The organism is Pseudomonas sp. AC136 (assembly GCF_979258585.1).
Genome location: NZ_OZ409865.1, coordinates 1,171,397 through 1,196,658, shown reverse-complemented (window position 1 = coordinate 1,196,658; position 25,262 = coordinate 1,171,397). Strand labels below are relative to the sequence as shown.

27 protein-coding genes and 1 pseudogene are annotated in these 25,262 nt (G+C 60.5%); 15 read left to right on the top strand and 13 right to left on the bottom strand.

Annotation, left to right across the window (positions count from 1 at the left end):
• Window positions 1-20: 20 nt before the first annotated feature.
• A pseudogene (locus ACZZZU_RS05390) lies at window positions 21-110 on the top strand (hypothetical protein); the annotation flags it as partial.
• Between the two features lie 78 nt (window positions 111-188).
• Here ACZZZU_RS05390 and ACZZZU_RS05385 read toward each other — a convergent pair.
• Window positions 189-1,043: a sulfurtransferase gene (locus ACZZZU_RS05385; RefSeq protein WP_463549987.1), complete on the bottom strand. Its 855-nt coding sequence runs from the start codon at window positions 1,041-1,043 to the stop codon at window positions 189-191.
• A gap of 218 nt (window positions 1,044-1,261) precedes the next feature.
• Window positions 1,262-2,323, bottom strand: coding sequence for an SMP-30/gluconolactonase/LRE family protein (locus ACZZZU_RS05380; protein ID WP_122497834.1), 1,062 nt, complete (start codon window positions 2,321-2,323; stop codon window positions 1,262-1,264).
• Window positions 2,324-2,469: 146 nt separating this feature from the next.
• On the opposite strand from ACZZZU_RS05380, the gene rnd reads away from it, so the two are divergent.
• The 5 genes from rnd (at window position 2,470) to ACZZZU_RS05355 (ending at window position 7,011) form a co-directional block, all read left to right on the top strand.
• The gene (gene rnd, locus ACZZZU_RS05375; protein ID WP_463549986.1) at window positions 2,470-3,609 is read left to right on the top strand and encodes a ribonuclease D; all 1,140 of its coding nucleotides are present in this window, start codon (window positions 2,470-2,472) and stop codon (window positions 3,607-3,609) included.
• The gene (locus ACZZZU_RS05370) at window positions 3,606-3,899 is read left to right on the top strand and encodes a YcgL domain-containing protein (protein ID WP_463549985.1); all 294 of its coding nucleotides are present in this window, start codon (window positions 3,606-3,608) and stop codon (window positions 3,897-3,899) included. Before rnd ends, ACZZZU_RS05370 begins: the two co-directional genes overlap by 4 nt.
• A 250-nt stretch (window positions 3,900-4,149) precedes the next feature.
• Window positions 4,150-5,082 carry a D-2-hydroxyacid dehydrogenase gene (locus ACZZZU_RS05365; RefSeq protein WP_463549984.1) on the top strand — a complete coding sequence of 311 codons (933 nt, stop codon included), beginning with the start codon at window positions 4,150-4,152 and terminating at the stop codon, window positions 5,080-5,082.
• A gap of 110 nt (window positions 5,083-5,192) precedes the next feature.
• Window positions 5,193-5,642 (top strand): YcgN family cysteine cluster protein, encoded by a 450-nt coding sequence (locus ACZZZU_RS05360; RefSeq protein WP_122497842.1) that lies wholly within the window; start codon window positions 5,193-5,195, stop codon window positions 5,640-5,642.
• Window positions 5,643-5,748: 106 nt separating this feature from the next.
• The gene (locus ACZZZU_RS05355) at window positions 5,749-7,011 is read left to right on the top strand and encodes a hypothetical protein (protein ID WP_463549983.1); all 1,263 of its coding nucleotides are present in this window, start codon (window positions 5,749-5,751) and stop codon (window positions 7,009-7,011) included.
• Between the two features lie 163 nt (window positions 7,012-7,174).
• Here the strand turns inward: ACZZZU_RS05355 and ACZZZU_RS05350 are convergent, their stop codons facing one another.
• The 4 genes from ACZZZU_RS05350 to ACZZZU_RS05335 form a co-directional block, all read right to left on the bottom strand.
• Window positions 7,175-7,708, bottom strand: a complete 534-nt coding sequence (locus ACZZZU_RS05350; protein ID WP_463549982.1) for a hypothetical protein — start codon at window positions 7,706-7,708, stop codon at window positions 7,175-7,177.
• 467 nt (window positions 7,709-8,175) lie between these two features.
• Window positions 8,176-8,661 carry an RNA methyltransferase gene (locus tag ACZZZU_RS05345; protein ID WP_463549981.1) on the bottom strand — a complete coding sequence of 162 codons (486 nt, stop codon included), beginning with the start codon at window positions 8,659-8,661 and terminating at the stop codon, window positions 8,176-8,178.
• An 11-nt stretch (window positions 8,662-8,672) separates the two neighbouring features.
• Entirely contained in the window at window positions 8,673-9,044 is a 372-nt protein-coding gene (locus ACZZZU_RS05340; RefSeq protein ID WP_108099891.1) for a YajD family HNH nuclease, read from the bottom strand.
• A 70-nt stretch (window positions 9,045-9,114) separates the two neighbouring features.
• Entirely contained in the window at window positions 9,115-9,795 is a 681-nt protein-coding gene (locus ACZZZU_RS05335; protein WP_463382419.1) for a spermidine synthase, read from the bottom strand.
• A gap of 63 nt (window positions 9,796-9,858) precedes the next feature.
• Here ACZZZU_RS05335 and ACZZZU_RS05330 point away from each other — a divergent pair, with 63 nt between their 5' ends.
• Window positions 9,859-10,161, top strand: coding sequence for a hypothetical protein (locus tag ACZZZU_RS05330; protein WP_122497854.1), 303 nt, complete (start codon window positions 9,859-9,861; stop codon window positions 10,159-10,161).
• Between the two features lie 242 nt (window positions 10,162-10,403).
• Here the strand turns inward: ACZZZU_RS05330 and ACZZZU_RS05325 are convergent, their stop codons facing one another.
• Window positions 10,404-12,455 carry a S9 family peptidase gene (locus tag ACZZZU_RS05325; RefSeq protein WP_463549980.1) on the bottom strand — a complete coding sequence of 684 codons (2,052 nt, stop codon included), beginning with the start codon at window positions 12,453-12,455 and terminating at the stop codon, window positions 10,404-10,406.
• 98 nt (window positions 12,456-12,553) lie between these two features.
• On the opposite strand from ACZZZU_RS05325, the gene ACZZZU_RS05320 reads away from it, so the two are divergent.
• The 3 genes from ACZZZU_RS05320 to ACZZZU_RS05310 are packed head-to-tail and all read left to right on the top strand — an operon-like array spanning window position 12,554 to window position 14,450.
• Window positions 12,554-13,066, top strand: a complete 513-nt coding sequence (locus tag ACZZZU_RS05320) for an MFS transporter (RefSeq protein WP_463382422.1) — start codon at window positions 12,554-12,556, stop codon at window positions 13,064-13,066.
• A 37-nt stretch (window positions 13,067-13,103) separates the two neighbouring features.
• Window positions 13,104-13,877, top strand: a complete 774-nt coding sequence (locus ACZZZU_RS05315; protein WP_463549979.1) for a class II glutamine amidotransferase — start codon at window positions 13,104-13,106, stop codon at window positions 13,875-13,877.
• Window positions 13,878-13,916: 39 nt separating this feature from the next.
• A complete protein-coding gene (locus tag ACZZZU_RS05310) occupies window positions 13,917-14,450 on the top strand; it encodes a DUF2937 family protein (protein WP_463549978.1) in 534 nt (177 codons plus the stop codon).
• A 110-nt stretch (window positions 14,451-14,560) separates the two neighbouring features.
• Here the strand turns inward: ACZZZU_RS05310 and ACZZZU_RS05305 are convergent, their stop codons facing one another.
• The 3 genes from ACZZZU_RS05305 to ACZZZU_RS05295 all read right to left on the bottom strand — a co-directional run bounded on the left by ACZZZU_RS05305 (window position 14,561) and on the right by ACZZZU_RS05295 (window position 18,031).
• Entirely contained in the window at window positions 14,561-15,739 is a 1,179-nt protein-coding gene (locus tag ACZZZU_RS05305; RefSeq protein ID WP_122453321.1) for a vWA domain-containing protein, read from the bottom strand.
• A gap of 157 nt (window positions 15,740-15,896) precedes the next feature.
• Window positions 15,897-16,742, bottom strand: a complete 846-nt coding sequence (locus tag ACZZZU_RS05300; protein WP_463549977.1) for an AAA family ATPase — start codon at window positions 16,740-16,742, stop codon at window positions 15,897-15,899.
• 179 nt (window positions 16,743-16,921) lie between these two features.
• Window positions 16,922-18,031, bottom strand: a complete 1,110-nt coding sequence (locus ACZZZU_RS05295; protein ID WP_463549976.1) for a DUF748 domain-containing protein — start codon at window positions 18,029-18,031, stop codon at window positions 16,922-16,924.
• A gap of 156 nt (window positions 18,032-18,187) precedes the next feature.
• On the opposite strand from ACZZZU_RS05295, the gene cysK reads away from it, so the two are divergent.
• Window positions 18,188-19,162, top strand: coding sequence for a cysteine synthase A (gene cysK / locus ACZZZU_RS05290; protein ID WP_463549975.1), 975 nt, complete (start codon window positions 18,188-18,190; stop codon window positions 19,160-19,162).
• A gap of 69 nt (window positions 19,163-19,231) precedes the next feature.
• Window positions 19,232-20,899, top strand: coding sequence for an MFS transporter (locus ACZZZU_RS05285; protein WP_463549974.1), 1,668 nt, complete (start codon window positions 19,232-19,234; stop codon window positions 20,897-20,899).
• Between the two features lie 9 nt (window positions 20,900-20,908).
• Here ACZZZU_RS05285 and ACZZZU_RS05280 read toward each other — a convergent pair whose 3' ends face one another.
• Window positions 20,909-21,811, bottom strand: coding sequence for a DMT family transporter (locus ACZZZU_RS05280; RefSeq protein WP_463549973.1), 903 nt, complete (start codon window positions 21,809-21,811; stop codon window positions 20,909-20,911).
• 156 nt (window positions 21,812-21,967) lie between these two features.
• A complete protein-coding gene (locus ACZZZU_RS05275) occupies window positions 21,968-22,222 on the bottom strand; it encodes a MerR family transcriptional regulator (RefSeq protein ID WP_122497869.1) in 255 nt (84 codons plus the stop codon).
• Between the two features lie 158 nt (window positions 22,223-22,380).
• Here ACZZZU_RS05275 and ACZZZU_RS05270 point away from each other — a divergent pair, with 158 nt between their 5' ends.
• Window positions 22,381-22,854 carry a helix-turn-helix domain-containing protein gene (locus ACZZZU_RS05270; RefSeq protein ID WP_463549972.1) on the top strand — a complete coding sequence of 158 codons (474 nt, stop codon included), beginning with the start codon at window positions 22,381-22,383 and terminating at the stop codon, window positions 22,852-22,854.
• Here ACZZZU_RS05270 and ACZZZU_RS05265 read toward each other — a convergent pair.
• The gene (locus ACZZZU_RS05265) at window positions 22,845-23,738 is read right to left on the bottom strand and encodes a DUF6685 family protein (protein WP_463382428.1); all 894 of its coding nucleotides are present in this window, start codon (window positions 23,736-23,738) and stop codon (window positions 22,845-22,847) included. The genes ACZZZU_RS05270 and ACZZZU_RS05265 overlap by 10 nt on opposite strands.
• 183 nt (window positions 23,739-23,921) lie before the next feature.
• Between ACZZZU_RS05265 and ACZZZU_RS05260 the strand changes: the two genes are divergently transcribed.
• Window positions 23,922-24,152 (top strand): DUF2835 domain-containing protein, encoded by a 231-nt coding sequence (locus ACZZZU_RS05260; RefSeq protein ID WP_122498539.1) that lies wholly within the window; start codon window positions 23,922-23,924, stop codon window positions 24,150-24,152.
• 66 nt (window positions 24,153-24,218) lie between these two features.
• Complete coding sequence (locus tag ACZZZU_RS05255; RefSeq protein WP_122497873.1) at window positions 24,219-25,247, top strand: quinone-dependent dihydroorotate dehydrogenase; 1,029 nt, start codon at window positions 24,219-24,221, stop codon at window positions 25,245-25,247.
• Window positions 25,248-25,262 lie beyond the last annotated feature (15 nt).

Genomic DNA, 25,262 nt, shown 5'->3' with positions numbered 1-25,262 from the left:
AACAGAACGCAACAAGGCGTATGGGGTTCTGGACCTGCTTGGCGCTGTTAGTCGGCAACAGGATTGGCTCGGGGGTGTTTCTGCCGCCCTCGAGCCTCGCCGCTTTCGGTTCAAACGCCAAGGCGTTCAGGCCCGGCGCCCGTGGCGCAACCGCGTGCACGGTGTCGCCACGTTATAGGCGTGGCGCGTTATTCGCCGGTGGCTACGGGCCGGCTTGGGTCGGTGATCCATTCGCTCCAAGACCCTGCATACAGCGGCGCCAGCGGGTAACCGGCGAGGCTCAGGGCGAACAGGTTATGGCACGCCGTTACGCCGGAGCCGCAGTACGCCACCACGCCGTCAGCGGGACGGTTGCCCAGTTGCGCGGCAAAGCGGGCGCGCAGTTGCTCGGTCGGCAGGAAACGCCCGTCGCTGCCCAGGTTGTCGGTGAACACCGCGCATTGCGCGCCGGGAATATGCCCGGCCACCGGATCAATAGGCTCCACTTCCCCACGAAAACGCGGCAGGGCGCGGGCGTCCAGCAAGGTCAATTGCGGCTCGCTCAGGCGTTGCTGCACCTGCTCAGCGTTCAGCACCAACTTGACGTCGGCGTGGCCGGTAAACGTGCCGGCGCTGCGCTCGGGCACGGCGTGGTCCAGCGGCAGACCCGCCTCGCGCCATGCCTTTAAACCGCCATCAAGCAAAAACACCTTGTCGCGCTTGCCCAACCAAACCAGCAGCCACCAGGCATGGGCGGCAAAGGCGCCGGGGCCGTCGTCGTAGAGGATCACTTCACTGTCATTGTTCAGGCCCCAGGCACGCAGGCGTTCGATCAGCTGCTGTGGGTCGGGCAGGGGATGACGGCCGGTGACGCCTTTGACGATGGGGCCCGACAGGTCGCGTTCAAGATCAGCAAACACCGCACCAGGAATGTGGCCTTCGGCATAACTGCGTTGGCCATAGGCGAGGTCATCGAGGGCGAAGCGGCAATCGAGCAGCAAACGCTCAGAGCCGGCAGGACGGCTGACGAGTTCGGAAGCAGAGATCAGTTGCGCGAGGGACATGATGGGCACCTGAGAACAAATCGGGGGCTCATCATAAACGCGTTTGACCAGAGAGGGCCGTTTCCAGGCCCGGCCAATCGCGGCTAAAGCCGCTCCCACAGAAATCGCACAACCTGTAGGAGCGGCTTTAGCCGCGATGCTTTTGGGACTACCGAACACAGACCGGGGAATTTTGTTTCCAGGGTTCGCCACCAAGGTGGCTCCTACAACGGCTTGTTTCAGTCGATTTTCAACTTACCAATCCGGTCGTTATCCAGGCTGCCGAAGTACAGGAAGCCACCCACCGGTTTCACCGACGTCACCATGCGCAGGTTGCTGCCGCTGGTGTCGTGCAGGCTGCGGGTGATTTTGCCTTGCTCGTCCACGGCAATCGCCAGGCCGTATTTCGCCGGTTTCGGCCACAGGGCGCGGGGCAGTTTGGCCATTTGCGCTTTCAGGAATGGCTGGCCTTGGAGGAAATCGGCGTCAGCTTTGCGTGGCGTTGGCAGGGCGACCCAGAAGGTGCCGGCGCGGTCGCCTTGCAGGTTGTCCGGCATGCCCGGCAGGTTGTCGATAAAGATGTCGTGGGTGCCGGCTTTCGGACCCTTAAGCCAGAGGCGGCTGATGCGGTAGCGGTAGGTTTCGTTAACCAGCACGAAATCCTCCTTCGCCGACAGCGCCACGCCGTTGGCGAAGTACAGGTCTTTGAGCAGCACCTCGGTGGTTTTGCTCACCGGGTCGTAGCGCAGCAGGCGGCCGTATGGGCGGCCTTCGAGCAGGTCGAGCAGGTAGTCCGGTTGTTCGAATTTGCTCGAGGCATCGGAGAAGTAGATGCGCCCGTCGCTGGCGATGTCGACATCGTCTGTGAAGCGGAACGGCACGCCGCCGGCTTCGGTCGTCAGCACGGTGATTTGGCCTTGCGGGTCGATGCTCAGCAAGCCTTTGTAGGCATCGGCGACGATCAGGTTGCCCTTGGCGTCAAAGTCCATGCCCAGCGGCCGGCCTTTGGTTTCGGCAAAGGTTTCGACCGAACCGTCTGCTTTGATGCGAATAATTTTGCCGTCATGGGTGCCGCCATACACGCGGCCTTCGGCGTCGACGGCGGTGTCTTCAGGGCCGTGAACCTGGCCTTTGGCGAGCAGTTCGGCTTTCATCAATGCGTCGTTGGGTTCCAGCACGCCGGTCATGGCCGGCTCGTGCGGCGGGGTCCAGGCCAGCGGGTCGATGGGGCTGGGTTTGATCAGCAGGTACACCACCACAATGACCAGCAGCAGGGCCACCAGGCCCAGAAACTTTTTCATGACATATCCTTATTCTGATTATTGTCGGACAAAACGCCCGCAGCATAGGAGCGCCGCCAGTGCAGGGCAAGCCGTGAATCACCGCTCGAATCACCGGCCATAGCCGGGCTCGATATATACTGCGCGGCAAATTTAAGGAGAGGCATGTGGCCATCGAAATCAATTGGATCCGCGATGACGCCAACTTGGCGCAGTTATGTGCCCAATGGCGACGTCTGCCCTATGTGGCCCTCGACACCGAATTCATGCGGGTCGACACCTTTTATCCCATCGCCGGCCTGCTGCAGGTGTGCGACGGAAGCCAGGTTTTTCTGATTGACCCGCTGCTGATTCAGAACTGGGATGCCTTCGCCGAGCTGCTGTCCGACCCTGCCGTGCTCAAAGTGCTACACGCCTGCAGCGAAGATCTTGAGGTTTTTTCCCGCCTCACCGGCACCTTGCCGCTGCCACTATTCGACACTCAGATTGCCGCCGCTTACTTGAATATCGGCTTCTCCATGGGCTACTCGCGCCTGGTGCAGAGCGTGCTGGACATCGACCTGCCCAAAGGCGAAACGCGCTCCGACTGGTTGCAGCGGCCGCTCTCCGAGACGCAAATCAGCTACGCCGCCGAAGACGTGCTTCACCTGGCCGAAGTGTTCCAGGCCTTGCGCGCGCGGTTGGCCCCGGACAAGTTCGACTGGGTGCTGGAAGACGGCGAAGAAATGGTCAGCAACCTGCGCCGCGAAATCGACCCCAACGAGGTGTACCGCGACGCCAAGCTCGGCTGGAAACTGCCGCCGGCCAAACTCGCCGTGCTGCGCGAACTCTATGCCTGGCGCGAGCAGCAGGCGCGGCTGCGCAACCTGCCGCGTAACCGGGTGATCCGCGAGAACTCACTGTGGCCCATGGCGCGCACCCAGCCAGACAACCTTGTGGCGCTGGCGCGCATTGAAGACATGCACCCGAAAACCGTGCGCCAGGACGGCGAGTTTCTGCTTGGCCTGATAAAACAGGCCGCCGCAAAACCCGCCGAACAATGGCCAGAGCCGCTGCCCGAGCCGCTGCCGGTCGAAGCGGCGGCTTTGCTGAAAACCTTGCGCGCGGTCGGCCAGCGCGAAGCCGAGCGCCTGGATATCGCGCCGGAAATCATGCTGCGCAAAAAAGTACTCGAGGCGCTGCTCAAAAGCGGTTACCCCAACGGTCCCTACCAACTGCCCGAGTCCCTGCGCGGTTGGCGACGTGAATTGATGGGCCAGGAGCTGCTCGACAGCCTGGCGGCCCATACCCAGGAACAACAGGCATGAAACAGATTTGCTCGATTTACCGCAGCCCGAAGAAAAACGAGATGTACCTGTATGTGCTTAAGGCCGATGCCTTGAAGAAGGTGCCAGAGTCATTGTTGGTGGCGTTTGGGCCGCCTAAGCATGCGTTTGATTTGGTGTTGAGTCCGGAGCGGCAGCTGGCGCGCGAGGATATTAATAAGGTGCTGGAGAATCTTGAGGGGCAGGGGTATCACTTGCAGATGCCGCCCGCGGAGGACGAGTACATTCAACATTTACCGGAAGAACTCCTGCGCCGAAACGACCCCATTTAACCGGGCGACCTCCTGGGTCGTCGGCCAGGCTGCGTTGCGTCCTCACTTTGAATGCTCACGTACTGGAGTACGCTCCGCTTCAAAGTTCCGGGGCGCCTTGCCTGGCCTAGCCCAGGAGGTCGGAAGTAGCTTTAAAAGCACGGCAAAAGCAAAGCAAAGCAAAGCGTCAGTCGGGTTGGTTTTCCATTTTCTTTTTTTGAGGGGTTGTCACTTAGCGTGGCTTCGCCGTGTTTGAAGGTTTTGTAGTCACATGCGCGTTTTAGTTGCTGAACATGATCACGCTTTGTATGCGCAGTTGCTGCGCGGGGCTCAACCGGATCTGGAGGTGGTGGCCAGTGATGATCCAACCGAGTTGGCGCGCTTGGCGCCGGAGTGCGAGGTGTGGTTGGGGGAGCCGGGGTTGTTGGCGTCGGTGTTGCGTAAGGGGCATGTGCCGCAGTGGTTTCAGTCGACGTGGGCGGGCATTACGCCGCTGTTGGCGAAGGATTTGCCGACGAGTTATCGGTTGACCCGCGCGGTGGGGATTTTCGGTCAGGTGATGGCTGAGTATGTGCTTACTTATATGTTGGCTCACGAGCGCGAGGTGTTGGCGCGCCTGGCCGCTCAGGTGGAGCGGCGGTGGGACAACCACGCGCCGCGCAGCCTGGCGGGGCGGCGGGTGCTGATTGTCGGCACGGGTGATATCGGCCTGAGCGTGGCGCAGTTTTTGGCGCCGTTTGGCGTCGAGTTGTATGGCGTGGCAAGTTCGGCCCGCGAGTTGGCGCCGTTCAAGGAAGTGGCGGCGATGGATCAGTTGCCACGTTTGGTTGGGCAGGCCGATTACGTGATCAATCTGTTGCCGGACACGCCGAGCACTCACGATATTTACAACGCGGCGCTGTTCGCTCAGTTCGTGCCGACGGCGTTGTTTATCAACGCCGGGCGCGGAGTGGCGGTGGTCGATGCGGACTTGGTGGCGGCACTGCGGGAGGGGCATCTGGCCGGCGCCATTATTGATGTGTGCCGTCAGGAGCCGTTGCCGGCGCGCCATCCGTTCTGGACTGCGTTCGGCTTGTTGCTCACCGGCCACAGTTCGGCGCCGACCCAGCCGCCGTTGATGGCACAGCTGTTTCTGGACAACTTGCAGCGCTTGCAAAGCGGCGAACCGCTGCGCGGCGAAGTGGACTTTTCCAAGGGCTATTAAGAGTGGTTCGCAGGCCCGTCAAACGGCCTGCAACCGTTTGGCAATGCGGCCTTGGCCGGTGCCGAGGCAGGCGCTAGACTGCCGGCCTTTTCACCAGCCCGTACCTTGCCATGGCCGCCAAAGTCGAACCTTTCTGGAAACGCAAAACCCTCGACCAGCTCGACCAGGACGAGTGGGAGTCGCTGTGCGACGGTTGCGGCCTGTGCTGCCTGCAAAAGCTCGAAGACGAAGAAGACGGCAGCGTTTACTACACGCGCATCGCCTGCAAATTGCTCGACCTGAAAACCTGCCGCTGCAGCAACTACCCCAAACGCCGCGACTTCGTGCCCGACTGCATCCAGCTCACCCCCGGCCAGGCCAGCGAATTCCAGTGGCTGCCGCCGACCTGCGGCTATCGCCTGGTAGCCGAGGGCAAAGACTTGGAAAGCTGGCACCCATTGGTGTGCGGCGACCCGGAAATGGTCCACAACGCTGGCATTTCTCAGGTCGGCGCGATGCTCAGTGAGACGGCCGTCCCGGAAGATGACTGGGAAGACTATATGATCTTCCGCTCGGGCTGAGCCTGGCCCGTGGTCCCAGGCGACCCATTATTCATCTCGGTGAATCAAACAACCGAGGCCCGGTCATAGGGACGTACCGCGCCGCATCAACAAGGAATTGTCTGCAATGCCCAGCCTCCGTCACGCGTTTGTTTCCGCCGTTTTACTCCTCGCCAGCAGCCCGCTCTGGGCGGTGGAAAAAGTCGACCTCGATTACACCGTGCGTTTGCTGCCCGACAGCGACCAGGCCGAGGTGCGCCTGACCCTGGCCAAAGGCGAGGCGGTGCGCAGCCTGAGTTTCAACCTGGGCAAAAAGGGCTACTTCAGCGACTTCACCACCGACGGCACCTGGCAGCTCAACGCGGCGCAAGCGGGCGAGCAGCAGCAGGGCGTCTGGCAGCCGGGCAAAGGCAAAACCAGCCTCAGCTACCGCGTGCGCATCAGCCATCCGCGCCCGGCGGCCGACGGCAAAGCCACTCGCTACGACGCGCGCATGACCGCCGACTGGGCTTTGCTGCGCGGCGATGACTTGGTGCCCAGCGCGCGTCTGGACCAGCACGACGGCATCGAACTGGTTTCGCGCCTGCAATTCGAATTGCCCAAAGGCTGGAAAAGCGTCGAAACCGGCTGGCCACGCGTGGGTAAAAACCGCTTCCGCATCGACAACCCTTCGCGTCTGTTCGACCGCCCCACGGGCTGGATGCTGGCGGGCAAGATCGGCACCCGGCGCACCACCCTGGGCGAAACCGAAGTGACCGTCGCCGCGCCCGTGGGCTCGGGCGTGCGGCGCATGGACGTGCTGACGATGCTGACGTTCGTGTGGCCGCAGGTGCAGGCCGTATTCCCGCGCGACCCGGCCAAGCTGCTGGTGGTAGGCGCGGGCGACCCGATGTGGCGGGGCGGTTTGTCGGCGTCTAATTCGCTGTTTATGCATGCCGACCGGCCCTTGGTCAGCGAGAACGGCACCAGTTCGTTGGTGCATGAACTGGTGCACGTGTTCAGCCGCATCCGCGACACCGACAACAGCGACTGGATCAGCGAAGGTCTGGCTGAGTACTACGCCATCGAACTGCTGCATCGCGCCGGCGGCATGACCACCGAGCGTTACAAAGCGGTGAACGCCAACCTCAAACAATGGAGCCGCAAAGTGGTGAGCCTGCGCGGCAATAGCGTCAGCGGCAAAACCACCGCCCGCGCCGTGCTCCTGCTGCAAGACCTCGACCGCGAAATCCGCAAAGCCACCGGCAACAAACGCTCGCTCGACGATGTAAGCCGCGGGTTGATGCGCATGGATGTGGTGAGCACCAAGGATTTTATCGGCGTTGCTGAAGATGTTATGGGTGGGGCGTCGAAGGTGTTGGATACGCCGTTGTTGAAGCAGGCTGATTAAAGAGCGTATCGCGACAGTTTTGGATGTATTGCACTAGGGCCGCGAAGTTGGGACAACCGGCACCGTCATTCCCGCGCAGGCGGGAATCCAGAAACTCAAACTGCCCTCGATGAAAACTGCCAACGCTGATATATAAGACTGGCCGATGGTTCTGCGAGATCGATTATTCTGAAAGAGAGTCGGCGATTTCGAATATGTTAACTTCAAGACCCTTATCTTTTACTGCACGTTCAAACTGCTTGCGCAGGCTTTTTGGTATGAGTTCATATTCCTCTCTGGTCTTTCGGTCAAAGCTTCCTTGAAGGCCGACATAAAGGTCCAGTGCTTCAACCAGAGATTTTACGTCCTCTGGGAAGATGTTTTCGGAGCGAAATAAATTTAGAACTTCGACGTGTTTACGTATGACAGTGTTCTCTTCTAGATAAACGCATGCTGATAACCTATTCCATTTTTCGCGGAGTATCATTATTTGCGCCTGTCGTCGATTCAGAAAGTTTATATCTGAAGCCTGCAATTGTGGTTTTTTCTTTTCAGTGTTTTCGCACTCTACGGATTTCGAATTGTACTCCGCGAAGGCCTTGCGAAGGGGGAACATGTGTTTGTCTTTTAATTCGAACTCATCGTCTTGATTGGAAGCTCTCGCACTCATCGCTAGGGCGGCCAGGAATAATGCTAAGAGCATGGTTTTAATGCGCATCTTGTACGCACTTCCAGAAATCTCTCTCTTGACGAGTTATATCACCCGATAATATGAGATGGGCCGTTGCAAGCCTAACCCTATCTTTGACTATTTTCGATACGCTGGCCACCGACTGCGAATATGTTTCAAAATCGAATTGCGATATCGAATAAGCGGAAGATAGTGGGTTGTTTTTGACAAATAGTTGGATTATCACGCCGCCCGACATGGATATGCTCAGAAAGCTGCCATTTCTATAAAAGCCTTCTATCTGTTCAAATAACCTTTTGCTGTCACGGCCGAAATTTATGTCTTTGATACTGCAGAACATTTAGTAACTCCCTCTGGCCTTTATTAACAGAGGGGCAAGTTACAGCTGTCCGGGGCTTGAGAAAGTAGGACCACAAGCGTTGCGCTGTGGCCCGTTTTCTATATTTATTAGGATATTTCGGCGTGACAGTGGCGTTACCGTGCCAACAGCATTTTCAAGACTGAAACGACTTTCCGAAGAGGGGTCCGGATTTGGTATTCAGCCCCTTCGCCATCCGGTCATACAGCACCACATTCACCGTCGCCGCCAGGTTCATGCAGCCGTTGGTGGGGATGTAAACCACCTCTTCGCACCAGGCCAACACCTCTTTGCTCAGCGAGCCATCTTCGGGGCCGAAGATGTAAATGGCGCGATCGGGGTGGGTGTATTCGGTCAGCGGTTTGGCGCCTTCCACCAGCTCCACTGCCACCGGGGTGCAGCCCAGCGGAATGATGCTTTGCAGGTCTTCAATGCCGATCAACGGGATGTCCTGGTGGACCATCTTGGTGTCGGTAGCAAATTCCTGCGCACGGGCGTAGCGCTTGCCGGTGTAGAACACCGAGTTCACGCCATAGCAGCCAGCGGCGCGCATGACGGCGCCGACGTTGTCCGGGGATTTTGGGTTGAACAACCCGATACAGCTGTAGCGACGATTAGCCACAAAACGCTCTCTTATTCTTTGCTCTTCAACAGGGCAGCCAGGTCGGCAAAGGCTTTGTGGGTGACTTTCGGCCCGGTCGGGCTGGCGGTGGAGCCTTCGCTGAAGTACTGCTGATCGGTGTAGCGCGAATGTTCGTTGTCGTGACAGAACAGGCAGAGCAGCTCCCAGTTGGAGCCGTCTTGCGGGTTGTTGTCGTGGTTGTGGTCGCGGTGGTGCACGGTCAGTTCGCTCAGGCGTTTGCCTTCGAACTCGCGCTGGCAGCGCCCGCAAATGTGTGGATACATCTTCAGGGCTTTGGCTCGATAGCCTTCTTCACGGCTGCGCTGGGCTTCGGCGATCAGCCGGTCGGTTTTAAGCGTGGCCGCCGATTTTTCAGTGCTCATGGGATGTCCTGTTCAGTCCAGGTTGAGAGTGCGGTAATGGTGAGCCCGGCGCGCGGGCTTCTCAAGGGCTTCAGCGTTTTTCCGCGATCCAGATGGTGTGCCGTGTGCCTTTGTTGCCGTGGGCATACACCTGCACCTCTTTCACCGCGAAACCGGCCTTGGCCACGCGCTCGGAAAACTTGCGGTCGGCGCTGGCCGACCACACGGCCAGAATGCCTTTGGGCCGCAGCGCGCGATGGCAGCTGCCCAGGCCGGCGGCGGAGTAAAGCCAGCTATTGCCTTTTTGTGTCAGGCCTTCGGGACCGTTGTCGACGTCGAGCATGATGGCGTCGAAGCCTGCCGGTTCGCCTTGCAGTACATGGGCGACGTCGGCCAGGCGGATTTCGGCCCGTGGGTCGTCAATCGGCATGCCGGCTTTCAGACCAAGCGGGCCACGGTTCCACTCGATGACGCCGGGCACCAGCTCGGCGACCACCACCTGAGCAGTGGCGCCCAGATTTTTCAGCGCAGCGGCCAGGGTGAAGCCCATGCCCAACCCGCCGATCAGCACTCGCGGCGCGGGGCGATGGGCGACTTGCTTGCATGGGATTTCGGCGAGCGCATCTTCGGAACCGTGCATGCGCGTGTTCATCAACTGGCCGCCGTCGCCACCCTGAATTTTGATCACGAAATCTTCGCCGTACTCGAACAGGCACAGGGCGCCGCCGTTTTCGGGAATGGGGGCGGTGTCGAGCAGAACGAAGCGTTTCATTGAGGGTGAGCCTTATGCGGGGCGCGTAGTCTAACGTCCACGTCACGGTTACGGAGGTGCGTTATGCAACTGTTTAGATTGATGGTGCTGGGGGCGGGCGTTATGGCCGCCGCCGCAACGATGGCTGCCACGCCGGGTTCACCTGGCACCGCCACGCCTAATCCTTACCAGACCATTCAGCCGCGCAACGTGCCGATGCCAGCGCCCGCCGCCCGGCCGACCACGCCCGGCGCCTACAACCCGCGCACCGCGCCGCCCGCCAACACGGTTAACCCACGCGACAACGGCCTGCCGCAACTGCAGCAGGCGCCGAGCACGCCAAAGGTGAAGCCGGCCGAGCCGGTGAAGCCAAGGGTTGAGGAGTAGGCGCTCCTACAGGTGCCACTTTGGGGCTGGAAGACACCCACCTTCCAAATCCCACCGTCATCCCCGCGTAGGCGGGGATCCAGAATTTCGGATGGAATACAGAGTGCGGGTGCCCACTCGTGTGGGAGCGGCCGGGCGGCATTCCGATTAGCTGAGATTCCTGGGTGCGGTTAAATCAAGAGCATCGCGGCTGAAGCCGCTCCTACAGATTCCACTTTTAACTGGTAGAACCCCACCGTCGATCACACCGCCAATCCCAACACCTTCAGCAAAAACGCATATTCCAACGCCACATCCTTGATCCCTTGATAGCGCCCACTCATGCCGCCGTGCCCGGCGCCGAGGTCGGTTTTCAGCAGCAGCAGGTTGTCGTCGGTCTTGTGCGCGCGCAGCTTGGCCACCCATTTCGCCGCTTCCCAGTACTGCACGCGGCTGTCGTTGTAGCCGGCCACGGCGAGCAGCGCAGGGTAGGCCTGGGCGCTGACGTTTTCGTACGGCGCGTAACCCTTGATGCGCTCGAATACTTCGGGGTCGGTCGGGTCGCCCCATTCGTCGTATTCAGTGATGGTCAGCGGCAGGTCGGGGTTCTGCATGGTGTTCAGCACATCCACGAATGGCACTTCGGCGATGGCGGCGGCGAACAGGTCGGGACGTTGGTTGAGCACCGCGCCAATCAGCAAACCGCCGGCGCTGCCGCCGCTGATCGCCAGTTGGCTGCGGGTGGTGTAGCCCTCGGCAAGCACATGCTCGGCGCAGGCGATGAAGTCGCTGAAGGTATTGGCCTTGTGCTCGAGCTTACCGGCGCGGTACCAGGCCTCGCCCAGTTCGCCGCCGCCGCGGATGTGGGCGATGGCGAAGACGAAACCACGGTCGAGCAAGCTCAAGCGGGCGTGGGAAAACCACGGGTCCAGGCTGGAGCCATAGGCGCCGTAGCCATAGAGATAGAACGGCGCCGGTTTGCCCAGCGTTTCGCGCCGAGCCACCAGGCTGATGGGGATTTGCGTGCCGTCACTCGCGGTCGCCCACAGGCGCTGGCTAACGTACGCATCGGCGTCGAACACGCCTTCAACCGGTGTTTCTTTCAGCACAACTTGCTCGCCATTCACCAGATGCAGCTGGCGCACTTGGGCCGGACGGTTGAGCGCTTCATAACGCAGGCGGATAACGTCGCTGTCGAATTCCAGGCTGTCTTGCACGTGCAGGCTGTACGCCGCGTCTGGAAGTTGCACGCGGGCGGGCGCCTGCCCCAGACCGTGCACTTCCAGAATCGGCAAACCCCCTTCGCGCAGGCTGAGCACCAGAGCGCCGGCGTTGAGGGTGATGTCTTCAAGCATCACGGCCGGGTTGTGGGCGATCAGTTCTTGCCAGTCACTGCGCGCTGGCACGCCGGCGGTGGCGGCGTGGTACAGGGCGAAGTTGATGCCGGTCTGATTGCTGCGAATGACCCAGCCCCATTGGCCGGCGTCGGCGCCGTGCACCAGGCGGCCATGGTCGACAAAGTATTCGTGGCCTTCTTCGCGCGGTGCCAGGCAGGTGAACGTGCCCTGGGGCTTATCGGCATCCAGGGCCCAGGTTTCGCAGGTGGTTTTGCTGTTGAGCAGCACGAACAGCTGGCGCTCGGAGCTGCTGCGGTAGCAGTTGACGAAGAAACGCCCGTCGAGCTCTTCGAACACCTGCTCGGCGCCTTCGGTGCCCAGGGTGTAACGGTTCAGGCGGTAAGGGCGGTGGGTGTCGTCCAGTTCGCCGAAGAACAGCGTCTGGCTGTCGTTGGCCCAGGTCATGCTGCCGTCGCAGTCGTCGAAGGGCAGGGCGGTGATGGCGCCGCTGGCCAGCTCTTTGACGAACAGCTGATAAATCTCGTCGCCGCTGGTGTCCAGGCTGTAGGCGAGGCGCGCGTAGTCGGGGCTGACGCTAAAGGCGCCTAGCGACAGGAAGCCGCCGTTGGCCAATTCGTTCGGGTCGAGCAGCAGCTCTTCGCTGGCGTCGTCCACGGTATTGCCGCCATCGGCCGGGCGGGCGCAGCGGTAATGGCGCGGGTATTCATCGCCAGCCGTGGTGCGGGTGTAATACAGGTGCGGGCCCCAGGGCGAGGGCAGCGACAGGTCGGTCTCGCGGATCCGACCTTTGATCTCGGCGAACAACTGCTCACGCAGCTCGGCTTGTTCGGCCAGTTGGGCATCGAGGTAGGCGTTCTCGGCGTTGAGGTATTCGAGTACCTCGGGAGTGTCGCGGTTTTCCAGCCAGTGGTACGGATCGTTGCCGTTTTCGATGCGGGCAATAGGGGCTTGCGGCATACCAAAACTCCAGAGCAAAGGCGGCCGACGTCAGACGCGCCGGGCAGGAGAAAAGCCGCTATCATAAGCGCCCCTTCGCCAGCATCGCCACGAACCGCATGAACGAACACGATTACGTCCTCGCTTGGGGCCTGTATGCCATCGCTGCCCTGGGTTGCTTGCTGGTGAGCTTCCTGATGACCGGCTGGATGTGGCGCTACTTGCGCGAGCCGCTGCGGTTGGTCATCGCGGTGCTGCTATTCACACCCACCGTTGTCGACCCCGGCAAAGAATTGTATGCCCCGGCCGTGGCGGTGACTGCGCTCGATTTGCTGTTCAAAGTCGGCAGCAACATGTGGACCGCCGTTTCCGACCTGGCCATGTACGGCATGATCGCCGTGGTCGTTTATGTGCTGTTCGTGCTGATTCGTTGGCCCATCGAGCGGGCGTGGAACAAGCGCAAAGCCGCCAAGGCCGCGCCGGCACCGGTTGAAGAAGATGAACCAACCCTGCGCGAGCTGATGGAACGCGAGCCACAAGGCCAGCCTTATATCCGTCCCGCCGCCGACAGCCGCACCCAGCCCGCCAGTGGCAGTGGCGGCCGTCGTGAACGCATCGAACCGCGTCTGTAAGTCCCTGCCCAATCCAGTTGTCCGGAAGAGTTGAGCCATGTGTGAATTGTTGGGCATGAGTGCCAACGTACCGACCGACATCGTGTTCAGTTTTACCGGCCTGATGCAGCGCGGCGGCGGCACCGGCCCGCACCGCGACGGCTGGGGCATCGCCTTCTATGAAGGACGCGGCTTGCGCCTGTTTCAGGACCCACAAGCCAGCGTCGATTCGGAAGTGGCCAAGCTGGTGCAGCGCTACCCAATCAAAAGCGAAACCGTGATTGGCCATATCCGCCAGGCCAACGTAGGCAGGGTTTGTCTGGCCAATACACACCCGTTCGTGCGGGAACTGTGGGGCCGCAACTGGTGCTTCGCCCACAACGGCCAACTGGCCGACTTCGCCCCGGCGCCGAGTTTTTATTGGCCGGTGGGCGACACGGACAGCGAGGCTGCGTTTTGCGATTTGCTTAACCAGATTCGCAGCGCCTTTCCGCAGCCGGTGTCGGTGGAAATGCTCTTGCCGACCCTGGTGCGCGCCTGCACGGCGTACCGCACCAAGGGCGTGTTCAACTGTCTGTTGAGCGACGGTGACTGGTTGTTCGCTTATTGCTCGACCAAGCTGGCGCAAATCACCCGCCGCGCGCCATTCGGCCCGGCACGGTTGAAGGATGTGGATGTAATCGTCGACTTCCAGGCCGAAACCACACCGAACGATGTGGTCACCGTGCTGGCCACCGAGCCACTTACCGAAAACGAAAGCTGGACCTTGTACCAACCCGGCGAATGGAGCCTGTGGCGCCGCGGCGAATGTATCGCCAAAGGCCGCAGCTAAGCCGGGCGACGGACCCATCCAAGGAGCACAGGAGCAGGCATGTTCAGAAGTTATCTACGTTTGGTGTTGTTTGCCGTCGGCCTGCTGGTTGGCGTGCAGATTCCGGGGTTCATCAACGACTACAGCCAGCGCATTGAAGCGCACTGGAAAGAGTCGGAGCAGAGCCTCAGCGGCTTCCGCCAGACCGCCAATCAATTCTTCAACGGCGACCTCGACGCCCTGGTCGCCCACTACCGCGCCAGCAACGACCCGGTGTTCGCCAGCGATGCCAATAGCCTGACCAACCTGCTGGTGCGCTCGCGCTTGCTGGACCGCGAATGGCAAGCCATGACCGGGCCGTGGTACGTGCGGGTATGGCATGTGGCGTTCAATCCCAACCCTGAATTGTTTAAGGAAACCTACGAGGGCTACCGCTACCAGGTGCTGCTGGCGCCGGAGGCGATTGCCTGGGGTATTTTCTGCGCGTTCGTGTTGGCGTTTTTGATCGAGCTGCTGGTGCTCGGGGCAGGGTGGACGTTGGGCGTGAACCGCACCCACAAGGTTACCCAGCATGAGCAGCGGCCCTGGCGGTGATTCATTTTTCTGTGGGAGCGGCTTTAGCCGCGATGCTTTTTCAGATCAACAGAATCGCGGCTAAAGCCGCTCCCACAAAAGAAGAACGGGCCCTTTCGAGGCCCGTTTTTTTATTTCGACAAGAACTTCATCCCGTCTTCCAGCCCGCGAAGGCTCAAGGGATACATATGGTCTTCCAGCAGCTCGCGAACAATGTTGGTGGAAGCCGTGTAGTTCCAGGTGTCTTTCGGGTACGGGTTGATCCAGATGAGCTTTTTGTATTTCTCGCGAAAGCGCTGCATCCACACATAGCCCGGCTCTTCGTTCCAGTGCTCGACGCTGCCGCCGGCCTGGGTGATCTCATAGGGCGCCATGGCGGCGTCGCCGACGAACACCACTTTGTAATCGGCGCCATATTTGTGCAGCAGGTCTTGCGTGGAAAAACGCTCCGAGGTGCGGCGCAGGTTGTTTTTCCACACCGATTCGTACACGAAGTTGTGGAAGTAGAAATACTCCAAATGCTTGAACTCGGTTTTGCACGCCGAGAACAACTCTTCGCAGACCTTCACGTGGGCGTCCATCGAGCCGCCGATGTCGAACAGAATGAGCAGCTTCACCGCGTTACGCCGTTCCGGGCGCATCTGAATATTCAGCAAGCCGCCATCGCGGGCGGTGAAGTCGATAGTGCCGTCCAGATCCAGCTCATCCTGCGCGCCCTGGCGGGCAAACTTGCGCAGGCGACGCAGGGCCACCTTGATGTTGCGGGTGCCGAGCTCCACCTGGTCGTCGAGGTTTTTGTACTCGCGCTGGTCCCAGACTTTTACCGCTTTGCCCTGACGCTTGCCGGCATCGCCAACGCGAATGCCTTCAGGGTTAAAACCACCTGAACCGAACGGGCTGGTGCCGCCGGTGCCGATCCACTTATTGCCACCTTCGTGGCGTTCTTTCTGTTCTTCGAGGCGCTTCTTGAACTCCTCGATCAGCTTGTCCAGGCCGCCGAGCGACTCGATCTTGGCCCGCTCTTCGTCCGTCAGCGAACGCTCGAATTCCTTGCGCAGCCACTCATCAGGGATCAACGCCTCGATGTGCTGGTTAAGATTTTCCAGGCCCTTGAAATAGGCGCCGAAGGCACGGTCGAACTTGTCGAAATGGCGCTCGTCTTTGACCAAAATCGTGCGCGACAGGAAATAGAACTCGTCCATGTCGGCAAACGTCACGTTGTGCTTCAACGCATTGATCAGATCCAGCAGCTCACGCACCGAGACCGGAACCTTGGCGGCGCGCATTTCGTTGAATAGGTTGAGCAGCATGGCTGCGTCTCCGTTGGAGTTTCACTCGATCAGTCCCCTCGCCCCTCAGGGGAGAGGGCTAGGGTGAGGGGCTGCGGGCAACACGGTGTCGCTCCCGGCCCTCACCCCCAGCCCCTCTCCCGCAAACGGGCAGAGGGGAGCACAGCAATTGACTTTGTTACCGGCCAGCGCGGCGGCTCATGAAGGCCAGGCGCTCAAGCAACTGCACATCCTGCTCGTTCTTCACCAACGCCCCCGCCAACGGCGGAATCGCCTTGGTCGGATCGCGTTCGCGCAATACCGCTTCGCCAATATTGTCGGCCATCAGCAGCTTCAGCCAATCCACCAATTCAGAGGTCGAAGGCTTCTTCTTCAGGCCCGGCACTTTGCGCACGTCGAAGAACACATCGAGCGCTTCGGCCACCAGGTCTTTCTTGATGTTGGGGTAGTGCACGTCAACGATCTGCTGCAGCGTGGCGCGATTGGGGAAGGCGATGTAGTGGAAGAAGCAGCGGCGCAGGAAGGCGTCCGGCAGCTCTTTTTCGTTGTTCGAGGTAATGATGATGATCGGGCGCTTCTTGGCCTTGATCGTCTCGTTGGTCTCGTAAACGTAGAACTCCATCTTGTCGAGTTCTTGCAGCAAGTCGTTGGGGAATTCGATGTCGGCTTTGTCGATCTCGTCGATCAGCAGAATCACGCGCTCATCGCTCTCGAACGCTTCCCAGAGCTTGCCCTTCTTGATGTAGTTGCGCACGTCGTGAACTTTGTCGCTGTCCAGTTGCGAGTCGCGCAGGCGGCTTACCGCGTCGTACTCGTACAGGCCCTGGTGGGCCTTGGTGGTGGACTTCACGTGCCAGGTAATCAGCTTGGCGCCGAACGAGGCGGCCAATTGCTCGGCCAGCATGGTTTTACCGGTGCCCGGCTCACCCTTGACCAGCAGCGGGCGCTCCAGGGTGATGGCAGCGTTGACTGCCAATTTAAGGTCGTCGGTTGCGACGTAAGCCTGGGTGCCTTCGAACTTCATCGGAAAATCCTCAAACGGATAGCAGCAAGTTCCTATGGAACCTGGCGGTTTCAGTAGATGTAGACGCCGACTATAGCGCGGCCGTCCCACGGCTGTGAACGCGGACGCACTATTCAGTCACTGAATGGGCAGTCACCCCGACGAAGGTGTCAGTAATTGCCCATCGGTTAGGGTCGGATTCATTCCTCGGTGGGTTTGCCTCGCTCATACCGGGCATTGAATGCCTGTACGAAGCCATTACGCAGAATCGCCAGGAATGCCTGAAAGGCGCTGACGTCTTGCTGGTGCACGTTGCCGCTGAGTTCGACGCGGGTGGCGAATTGGTCTTTCTGCTGGTTTTTCAGCACGGTTTCGCTGCCGCCGACCAGTGCTTCCCAAATCGAGCGGAAGAAGCCTTTGTCTTTTTCCTCCACGTCTTGCTGCCAGTTGAAAACATCGACATCACGCAGCAGCGGTTTGATATAGCCACTGAGCTGGGCTTTCTTGGCGTTGGCTTCGATCACCAGATCGCCGTGGCCGGCGTTAAAGTCGAATTTTCCGTAAGCGCTGGAGAAGTCGTTGAGTTTGCGCAGCTCAACGTCGCGGGCGCGCAGGCGGAATTGGAAGTCTTCGAAGTTCTCGTAGGGGTCGAACACGATGGTGCATTCCAGCGGCGCATGCCCCAGCAACAGCGCCTTGCCTTCGAAGTGCGCGACGCGTTCGCCGTTTTTGTCAGCCACGTTGGTGAGGTTGTAGAGGCTGGCGTTGACCTCGGTGGCCTGCATATCCACCGGCGGGGTGGAGGTGAAGTTGTGGAAACCCAGCTTGCCGTCTATTACGCGAACCTCGTTAAGGGTGATCGGCAGCAGTTTCTCTAGCTGCTCGCGCCAGTTCACGCCTTTACCGGTCTGCGTCGCGTCTTCGTTTTTGCCGCCATCGACGAAATTCAAAGTCGGCGCAATAAACATGACTTCAGCCACCACCGCGTGGTCATACCAGAGCGAGTGCCAGCTGACCGCGATGTCGATTTGTGGCGCTTCGAGCAGCGGAACCGGCACGTTGCCGTCTTCTTTATGAATGTTCAGGCCATTAATTTGATAAGCGCCGCGCCACCACGCCAGGTCTACATCGGTGATGTGGCCCTGGTATTCGCCCATGTCGGCGAGCTTGCCGTTGAGGTAGTCGCGCACCACGTAAGGCAGTGTGAAGTGCAGAACCAGCACCAGGACAATCAGTCCAACCAAGGTCCAGAGTGGCCAGCTGTAGCGTCTTTTCATGGGTTTGGCTCCGATTTGCTGGCGGTTTGGCATCGCTCAATTGGCGTGCGTGTTTCGCCCGGCAGTCTCCTTTGAAGTACTAGCTAGACTGTCCCCAGGCCGCTCGGGTTCGGATTTTTTCCGGCTGGACGCCTGCCCGTTGGCGGGCATAGGCTGTTTTTCTTTCGCATCAATCAAGGATTAGAGGATATGAGCCGCATCTACGCAGACAACGCCCAGTCCATCGGCAATACGCCGCTGGTATTCATCAACCGCCTGGGGCCCAAGGGCGTCACCATTCTGGCCAAGATTGAGGGGCGCAACCCCGCGTATTCGGTGAAATGCCGCATCGGCGCCAACATGGTGTGGGACGCCGAAGAGCGCGGCGTGCTAAAGCCCGGCATGACGATCGTTGAACCCACATCCGGCAACACCGGCATCGGCCTGGCGTTTGTCGCCGCGTCACGTGGCTACAAGCTGATGCTGACCATGCCGGCCTCAATGAGCCTGGAGCGGCGCAAGGTGTTGAAGGCGCTGGGCGCTGAGCTGGTGCTGACAGAAGCGGCGAAAGGGATGAAAGGCGCGATTGAAAAAGCCGCCGAAATCGCTGCCTCCGATACCAGTAAATACTTTATGCCGCAGCAGTTCGAGAACCCGGCCAACCCGGCGATTCACGAGAAAACCACCGGCCCGGAAATCTGGAACGACACCGAAGGCGCCATCGACGTGCTGGTGTCGGGCGTCGGCACAGGCGGCACCATCACCGGTGTGTCGCGCTATATCAAAAACACCTGCGGCAAACCGATTCTGTCCGTGGCGGTGGAACCCAGCAGTTCGCCAGTGATTACCCAGGAACTCGGCGGCCACGAGCTGCGCCCGGCGCCCCACAAGATTCAGGGCATTGGCGCCGGCTTTGTGCCGAAAAACCTCGACCTGAGCATGGTCGACCGCGTGGAAACCGTCGGCGATGACGAAGCCAAAGCCATGGCACTGCGGCTGATGCGCGAAGAAGGCATTTTGTGCGGCATTTCTTGCGGGGCGGCCATGGCAGCAGCGGTTCGCCTGGCTGAGCGCCCGGAAATGCAGAGCAAAACTATCGTCGTGATTCTTCCCGACTCCGGCGAGCGTTACCTCACCAGCATGTTGTTCAGCGACATGTTCGACGAGCAGGAACTCGTCCAATAAACCGGCGTTGGTTGGGCTGAGCGCCAGGCTCGGCCCAACCCAACCCACCGCTTACAAGGTGTGTTGCCCATGTTGCAGTCTGTCTCCCCAAAAAACGACATCACCCCCGAAACCAGCGCCACCCCGGAACCTCCCAAGCCCACCTCGGCGGGCATTTTCTCGCCGTTTGCGGTGCGCGCTTTTCGCATCATCTGGATTGCCAACCTGTTCGCCAACCTCGGCACCTGGGCGCAGTCGGTGGCCGCCGCCTGGGTCGTCACCGAAGCCCATGCCAGCGCGCCGATGGTGGCGATGATTCAAGTGGCGTCGGCCTTGCCGCTGGTGGTGCTGTCGATTGTGTCCGGGGTGCTGGCCGACAACCATGACCGGCGCAAAATCATGCTCATCGGCCTGACCTTCGAGCTCAGCGGCGCCACGTTTTTAACCGTCATCGCTTTCGCCGGGCTGCTCGATCCGCTGTTGTTGATCGTCTCGATTCTGTGGATCAGCCTGGGCGGCGCCATCACCATTCCGGCCTGGCAAGCGGCCGTGAACGAGCAGGTGCCACCGAGCATGGTCGGCAATGCGGTGCTGCTCAACAGCGTGAACTACAACGTCGCCCGCGCCGTGGGCCCGGCGCTCGGTGGCTTGCTGCTGAGCGTCACCGGCTCGGCGTGGGTGTTTCTCTTTAACTGCCTGTGCTACCTCGGCCTGATCGCGGCCATCTGGCAATGGCGGCGTCATGTGCCGGCTCGGCAGTTTCCGCCGGAGCACATCGGTGAGGGCGTGATCGCGGCGCTGCGCTTCACCCAGCATTCCAGCGTGACGCGCTTGGTGATGCTGCGCTCATTCAGCTTTGGCCTGTCGGCCAGCTCGATCTGGGCACTGTTGCCGATTCTGGCGCACCGCAACCCCGAAGGTGACGCGTCGGTGTACGGCTATATGTTGGGCGCGCTCGGCATCGGTGCGATTGTCGGCAGTACGTTGGTCAACCGCGCTCGGCAGGTGGTGGGCAGCAGCCGGCTGATCAGTTTTGCCGGCTTGTTGCTGGCGGTCATCGTGTTGCTGCTGGGCAGCGTCGATACGTTGTGGGTGCTGTATCCGGCGCTGTTGGTTGGCGGCGCCTGCTGGATTGCGGCGGTGGCCACGTACAACTCGGCGGTGCAGATTCTGGTGCCCGACTGGGTCAAGGCCCGCGCTTTGGCGCTGTACCAGACCGCGCTGTATGGCGGCCTGGCGTTGGGCTCGTTCTTGTGGGGGCATTTGGCGCAGACCATGGGCGTGCAGGGCGCGTTGCTGGCGGCCGGCTGCTTGATGCTGGCTTCGGCGCTGCTGCTGTACCAGTCGCGCTTACCCGAGTTGGACGCCAGCAATATCGCCCATGCGCCCGCTACCTTGCCGGGCCAGCCGACGTTTGTGTTCAACCCCGAGCGCGGCTCGGTGCTGGTGAGCATCGAGTACCGCATCCCCACCGAGCGCACCCGCGAGTTTGTCAAAGCTGTGCAAGGCTTGCGCAGCCTGCGCTTGCGTAACGGCGCCGAGCGTTGGGCGATGTACCGCGACGTCAGCGATCAGGAGGTATGGCAAGAAGTGCTGGTGGTCGATAACTGGCTGCAACACTTACGCATGCTCGACCGCCTGACGCTGTTCGATAAAACCCTGATCGACAACGTGGTGCTGCTGCACAGCGGCGAAGAGCCGCCGCGCGTGCGTCACGGCGTGAGTTACGAGTCGGGTAATTACGACAGCGTGCCGTGAGGCGTGCGCTCAGGAGGCCTCGGCGGCTTTGGCTGGCTGTGTCGGTTTGACCACCAGCCACAGCGCCAGGCCGATCAGCACGCCGCCATATAAATAGGCCCACGACAGCGGCTCGCCGAGCAGCAGCACGCCCCACAACACGCCGAAAGGCGGCACGGCGAAGGTGACGGTAGAGGCTTTGATCGGGCCAATGTCGGTGATCAGGCGGAAATACAGCACATAGGCAAACGCCGTGCACACCAGACCAAGCCCGGCGAGGGACAGCCACACGGTGGCACCGCCCCAGCTAGCCGGTGGTTGTTCAACCACGGCATAGCCGAACAGTGGCAACAGAAACAACGTGGCGCCAAACATGCTGCCGCATGCGGTGACGCGGTTGTCCAGCGGCACGCCGCCTAGCCATTTGCGCGTGAGAAAGCCGGCGAAGCCGTAGCAGGTAGTCGCCACCAGGCAGGCGAGGGCGCCCCACAACAACTGCGCATCGAAAGCCACCGGGCCAGTGCGGGTGAGCAAACCGACGCCAAGCAACCCCAGCACCACGCCCAGCGATTTGGTCGGCGTTGGCGGCTCGGCGAAGAACAGCATGCCGATGAGCACACCCATGAGCGGTGTGGTGGCGTTGAAAATAGAGGAATAGCCAGCGGGCAACACCATGGCGGCCAGGCAATACATGGTCGCGGGCAGGCCAGAGTTGATCACGCCCAACACCAGCAAGTGGCGCATTTTGCCGTGGAAATTCCACTGCACGCGCATCACCCAGAGAATCACGATCAAACCGACCGCTGCGAGCGCGACGCGAAAAAACGCGCTGGGCAATGGTCCGAGCACTGGCACGATCACCCGCATAAATAGAAAGCTGGCGCCCCAAATGGCAGCCAGACTCAGCAGGCGAACGTAATCTGCAAGTCTCACAACAGTCTCCAGCCTCGGATAAAGAGGCGAGAGTGTTGCCGCTGGGTCGGCGAATGGCAATCCGATTGTTGCGCTTGAATATGCCTACGCAGGGAAGTAAGACGTGCACACTTCCTACACGAGAATTAGCGCCATTACCCAATCGGAACGATTGCTTCAGGGCGTAGGGTCGGGCTCGGCATCGCCAGGAACTGCTTCGTCGTTCATGTCGGAAGGCAGCATGACCATGAGTTCATGCATGTCCACCATCAAGTAGCGACCGATGCGGCGGGTGGGCAGCACGCCTTGATCTACAAGGCGCTCAATGTGCGCTTGGCGCTTGGTTAAACCGGCGGCCTCGCAAAAACGCTTAACGCTTAAATAACGGGGGCATTCGCGGAACCATGCCTGGGTTAGCTGTATTTCTTTCATAGGGCTTCCTGCACCATCGCGACCTGTCAAAGCACCTGACAGGTTTGGTTTCCTTAATCTCTGTTCCGCATTCTATTACTAAAGGTTAGGGGTTTAATCCGGTTTGTACCTAACTGGTAGTAAAGATCGGAAATACGGTATCTCGACAGGAAGTACAGATGAACAATCAACGTTTTCTCTTCACCGCTGGCCAACGACTGCGCGGTTTGCGCGAGTTGATGGGCTTGAGCCGTCCAGCGTTTGAGAAATTGACGGGTATCGACAGGAAGCGCCTGGAAAATATTGAAAGCGGTCAGCAACGCATGCACGACATCGATTTTGAGAAAGTCTGCAGCCTGTATCCCGAATTCTCACGCTGGATCACTTACGGCGGTCCGGTGGATGGGGAGGTGGAGTTGAAGGTAGCGGATTCCGGGCAACTGAACGCGGTGTACCTGGTGCAGCGCAACCCCGTGCTGCTGGAAAATCTCGGGTTGACGCTGGAAGACTGGACCCATCGCCACGAACCGCAGTTGCAATTGATCAGCGAAAGCGAGGCGCTGCAAGAGCGCCAGTCAGCACTTGAGGCGGAGCAGGGGAGCGACGTTGACGAAATAGGTGCGGTGACCGACCCCGATAACGCTCAGCGCTGAGCGATCGTCTTCGCCAACTGACACAAATACGCCACCACATCCGGCGCGCCGGCCAGGCGCAAGCCTTCGCCCAAGGCGGTGGCTTCGGCGGAATGTTTGGGTAACAACAAGAACTCTGGCGCGCCGGGAGTACGCAACATGGCCAGCCGCGCGTAGGGCACGCCTTTGTCGAGCAGCAACCCCATGAACTGCGGATCGCTCCAGGCTTGCACGGGCATGGCCAGCATGTGATAACCCGCCTGCAGGGCGTGCAGTCCGGCTTCGTTGATGCGGTAGCGGGTCAGCTCGGCGGGCAAGGTCACGTCCAATCCCCGCAAACGTGCATAGGCAATGGCGCTGGCAAATGCCTCGTGGTGGTGCTCGCCGGCCCAATACACGCGATTGCCTACCCAGTCGGCCTGGCGCAGCACGATGCGCTCGCCGGCCAGAAAACGCGGAAGTGCGGTGCTGATAACTCTGACGAAATCTTTGTAGCTAATGATGCGTATGCCTTTACACGCCTCGCTGCTGGCGTACTGCTCGAAGCTGGCGAAGGGTGGGGCGCTGAGGTCGCTGCCGCACAGGCCGTCGATCAAGCGCAGGTCGAAGGCGTTGAGCTGCTGAGTGTCGTGCTCGACCACTTTGATCAGCATGGCGTGAGCCTCGGCTTTGTCTTCCTGCACCGGGCCGGAGAGCGCGTTACGCGGCAGGTCGACCAGGCGTTGCAGCGGTGCGCCGTTTTGCCACCAGATTTGCTCGCTGGGCTGCGGCAATACCTGGAATGGCAAACGCAGTTCGCTGGCACGTTGCAAGATATGCCGCGGCCCACGGCCACTCAAACCCAGGCGCTGCGCCAGGGCTGAAATGCGTTCGGTAAGGGAGGCGGGATGCTCGCTGGGACTCATGGCCAAATGCTAGTTCCTAGGTCATGCAAGCCAGTGTGGCAGACGATGTGAAAATGTGCCGGAGCAATTGTCCAACCATTCATAACGGTCGTGCAGCCGGGCATGCCCAGCCAGCGGCCATGCGCCTGCGACCTATTGGTGGTCTGTGGCAGTATTGCGGGAATCATTAGCGAGGTAGCCTCCATGCCAAGCCTGGAGTTGGATATTGCCCTATCTGCCGAACGTTTGCGCGCGGTCTATCAAGGGCATGCCAACCGAATCCTGTTACGTAGCCGCGATGGTCGGCGTGTCAGCCTGCCGGCGCACCACTTGCGGCCATTTCTGACCCACGACGGCGTCTACGGTTCCTTCGAGCTGGAGTTTAACAGCGCCGGTGAGCTTGTCGCCCTGCGGCGTCTTACAGCGACGCGCTAGCGCCTCGCCGTGCAGCGCCGGGCAGGGCTATAATCGCCGACCTTTTTTCTCGAGCGAAGCCCGCCCATGTATACCCTGGCCCGCGACCTGCTTTTCAAACTCTCCGCAGAAACCTCTCACGAGTTGTCGATCGACATGATCGGCGCCGGCGGCCGCCTGGGCTTGAATGGCGTGTTCTGCAAACAGCCGGCGCGCGTGCCGGTGCGGGTGATGGGCCTGGATTTCCCCAACCCTGTCGGCCTCGCGGCCGGGCTGGACAAGAACGGCGACGCCATCGACGGCTTCGCCCAGTTAGGGTTCGGCTTTGTAGAAATCGGCACCGTGACCCCGCGCCCGCAGCCGGGCAATCCCAAGCCCCGCCTATTCCGCCTGCCGCAAGCCGAAGCCATCATCAACCGCATGGGGTTTAACAACCACGGCGTCGACCATTTGCTGGCGCGGGTTCAGGCGGCGAAATTCAAAGGCGTGCTGGGCATCAACATTGGCAAGAACTTCGACACGCCGGTCGAGCGCGCCGTCGATGATTACTTGCTGTGCCTGAACAAGGTGTACGCCCACGCCAGCTACGTGACCGTCAACGTCAGCTCGCCCAACACCCCGGGCCTGCGCAGCCTGCAGTTCGGCGACTCGCTCAAACAACTGCTCGAAGCGCTGCGCCAGCGCCAGGAAGACTTAGCCCAGGTGCACGGCAAGCGTGTGCCGCTGGCCATCAAGATTGCTCCGGACATGAGCGATGAAGAAATCGTCGAAGTGGCCAACGCCTTGGTGCAGGCCGGAATGGATGCCGTCATCGCCACCAACACCACCTTGAGCCGCGACGGCGTGCAAGGCCTGGAGCACGGTGACGAGGCGGGCGGGTTGTCCGGCGCGCCGGTGCGCGAAAAGAGCACCTACACCGTCCGAGCATTGGCCGCCGAGTTGGGCGGGCGTTTACCGATCATCGCTGCGGGTGGCATTACCGAGGGCAAGCACGCTGCCGAGAAAATCGAGGCGGGCGCGAGTCTGGTGCAAATTTATTCGGGCTTCATCTATAAGGGCCCCGCGTTGATCCGCGAAGCGGTGGACGCCATCGGGGCGATGCCCAAGGCCAAATAACCCAAAGGCGAAAAA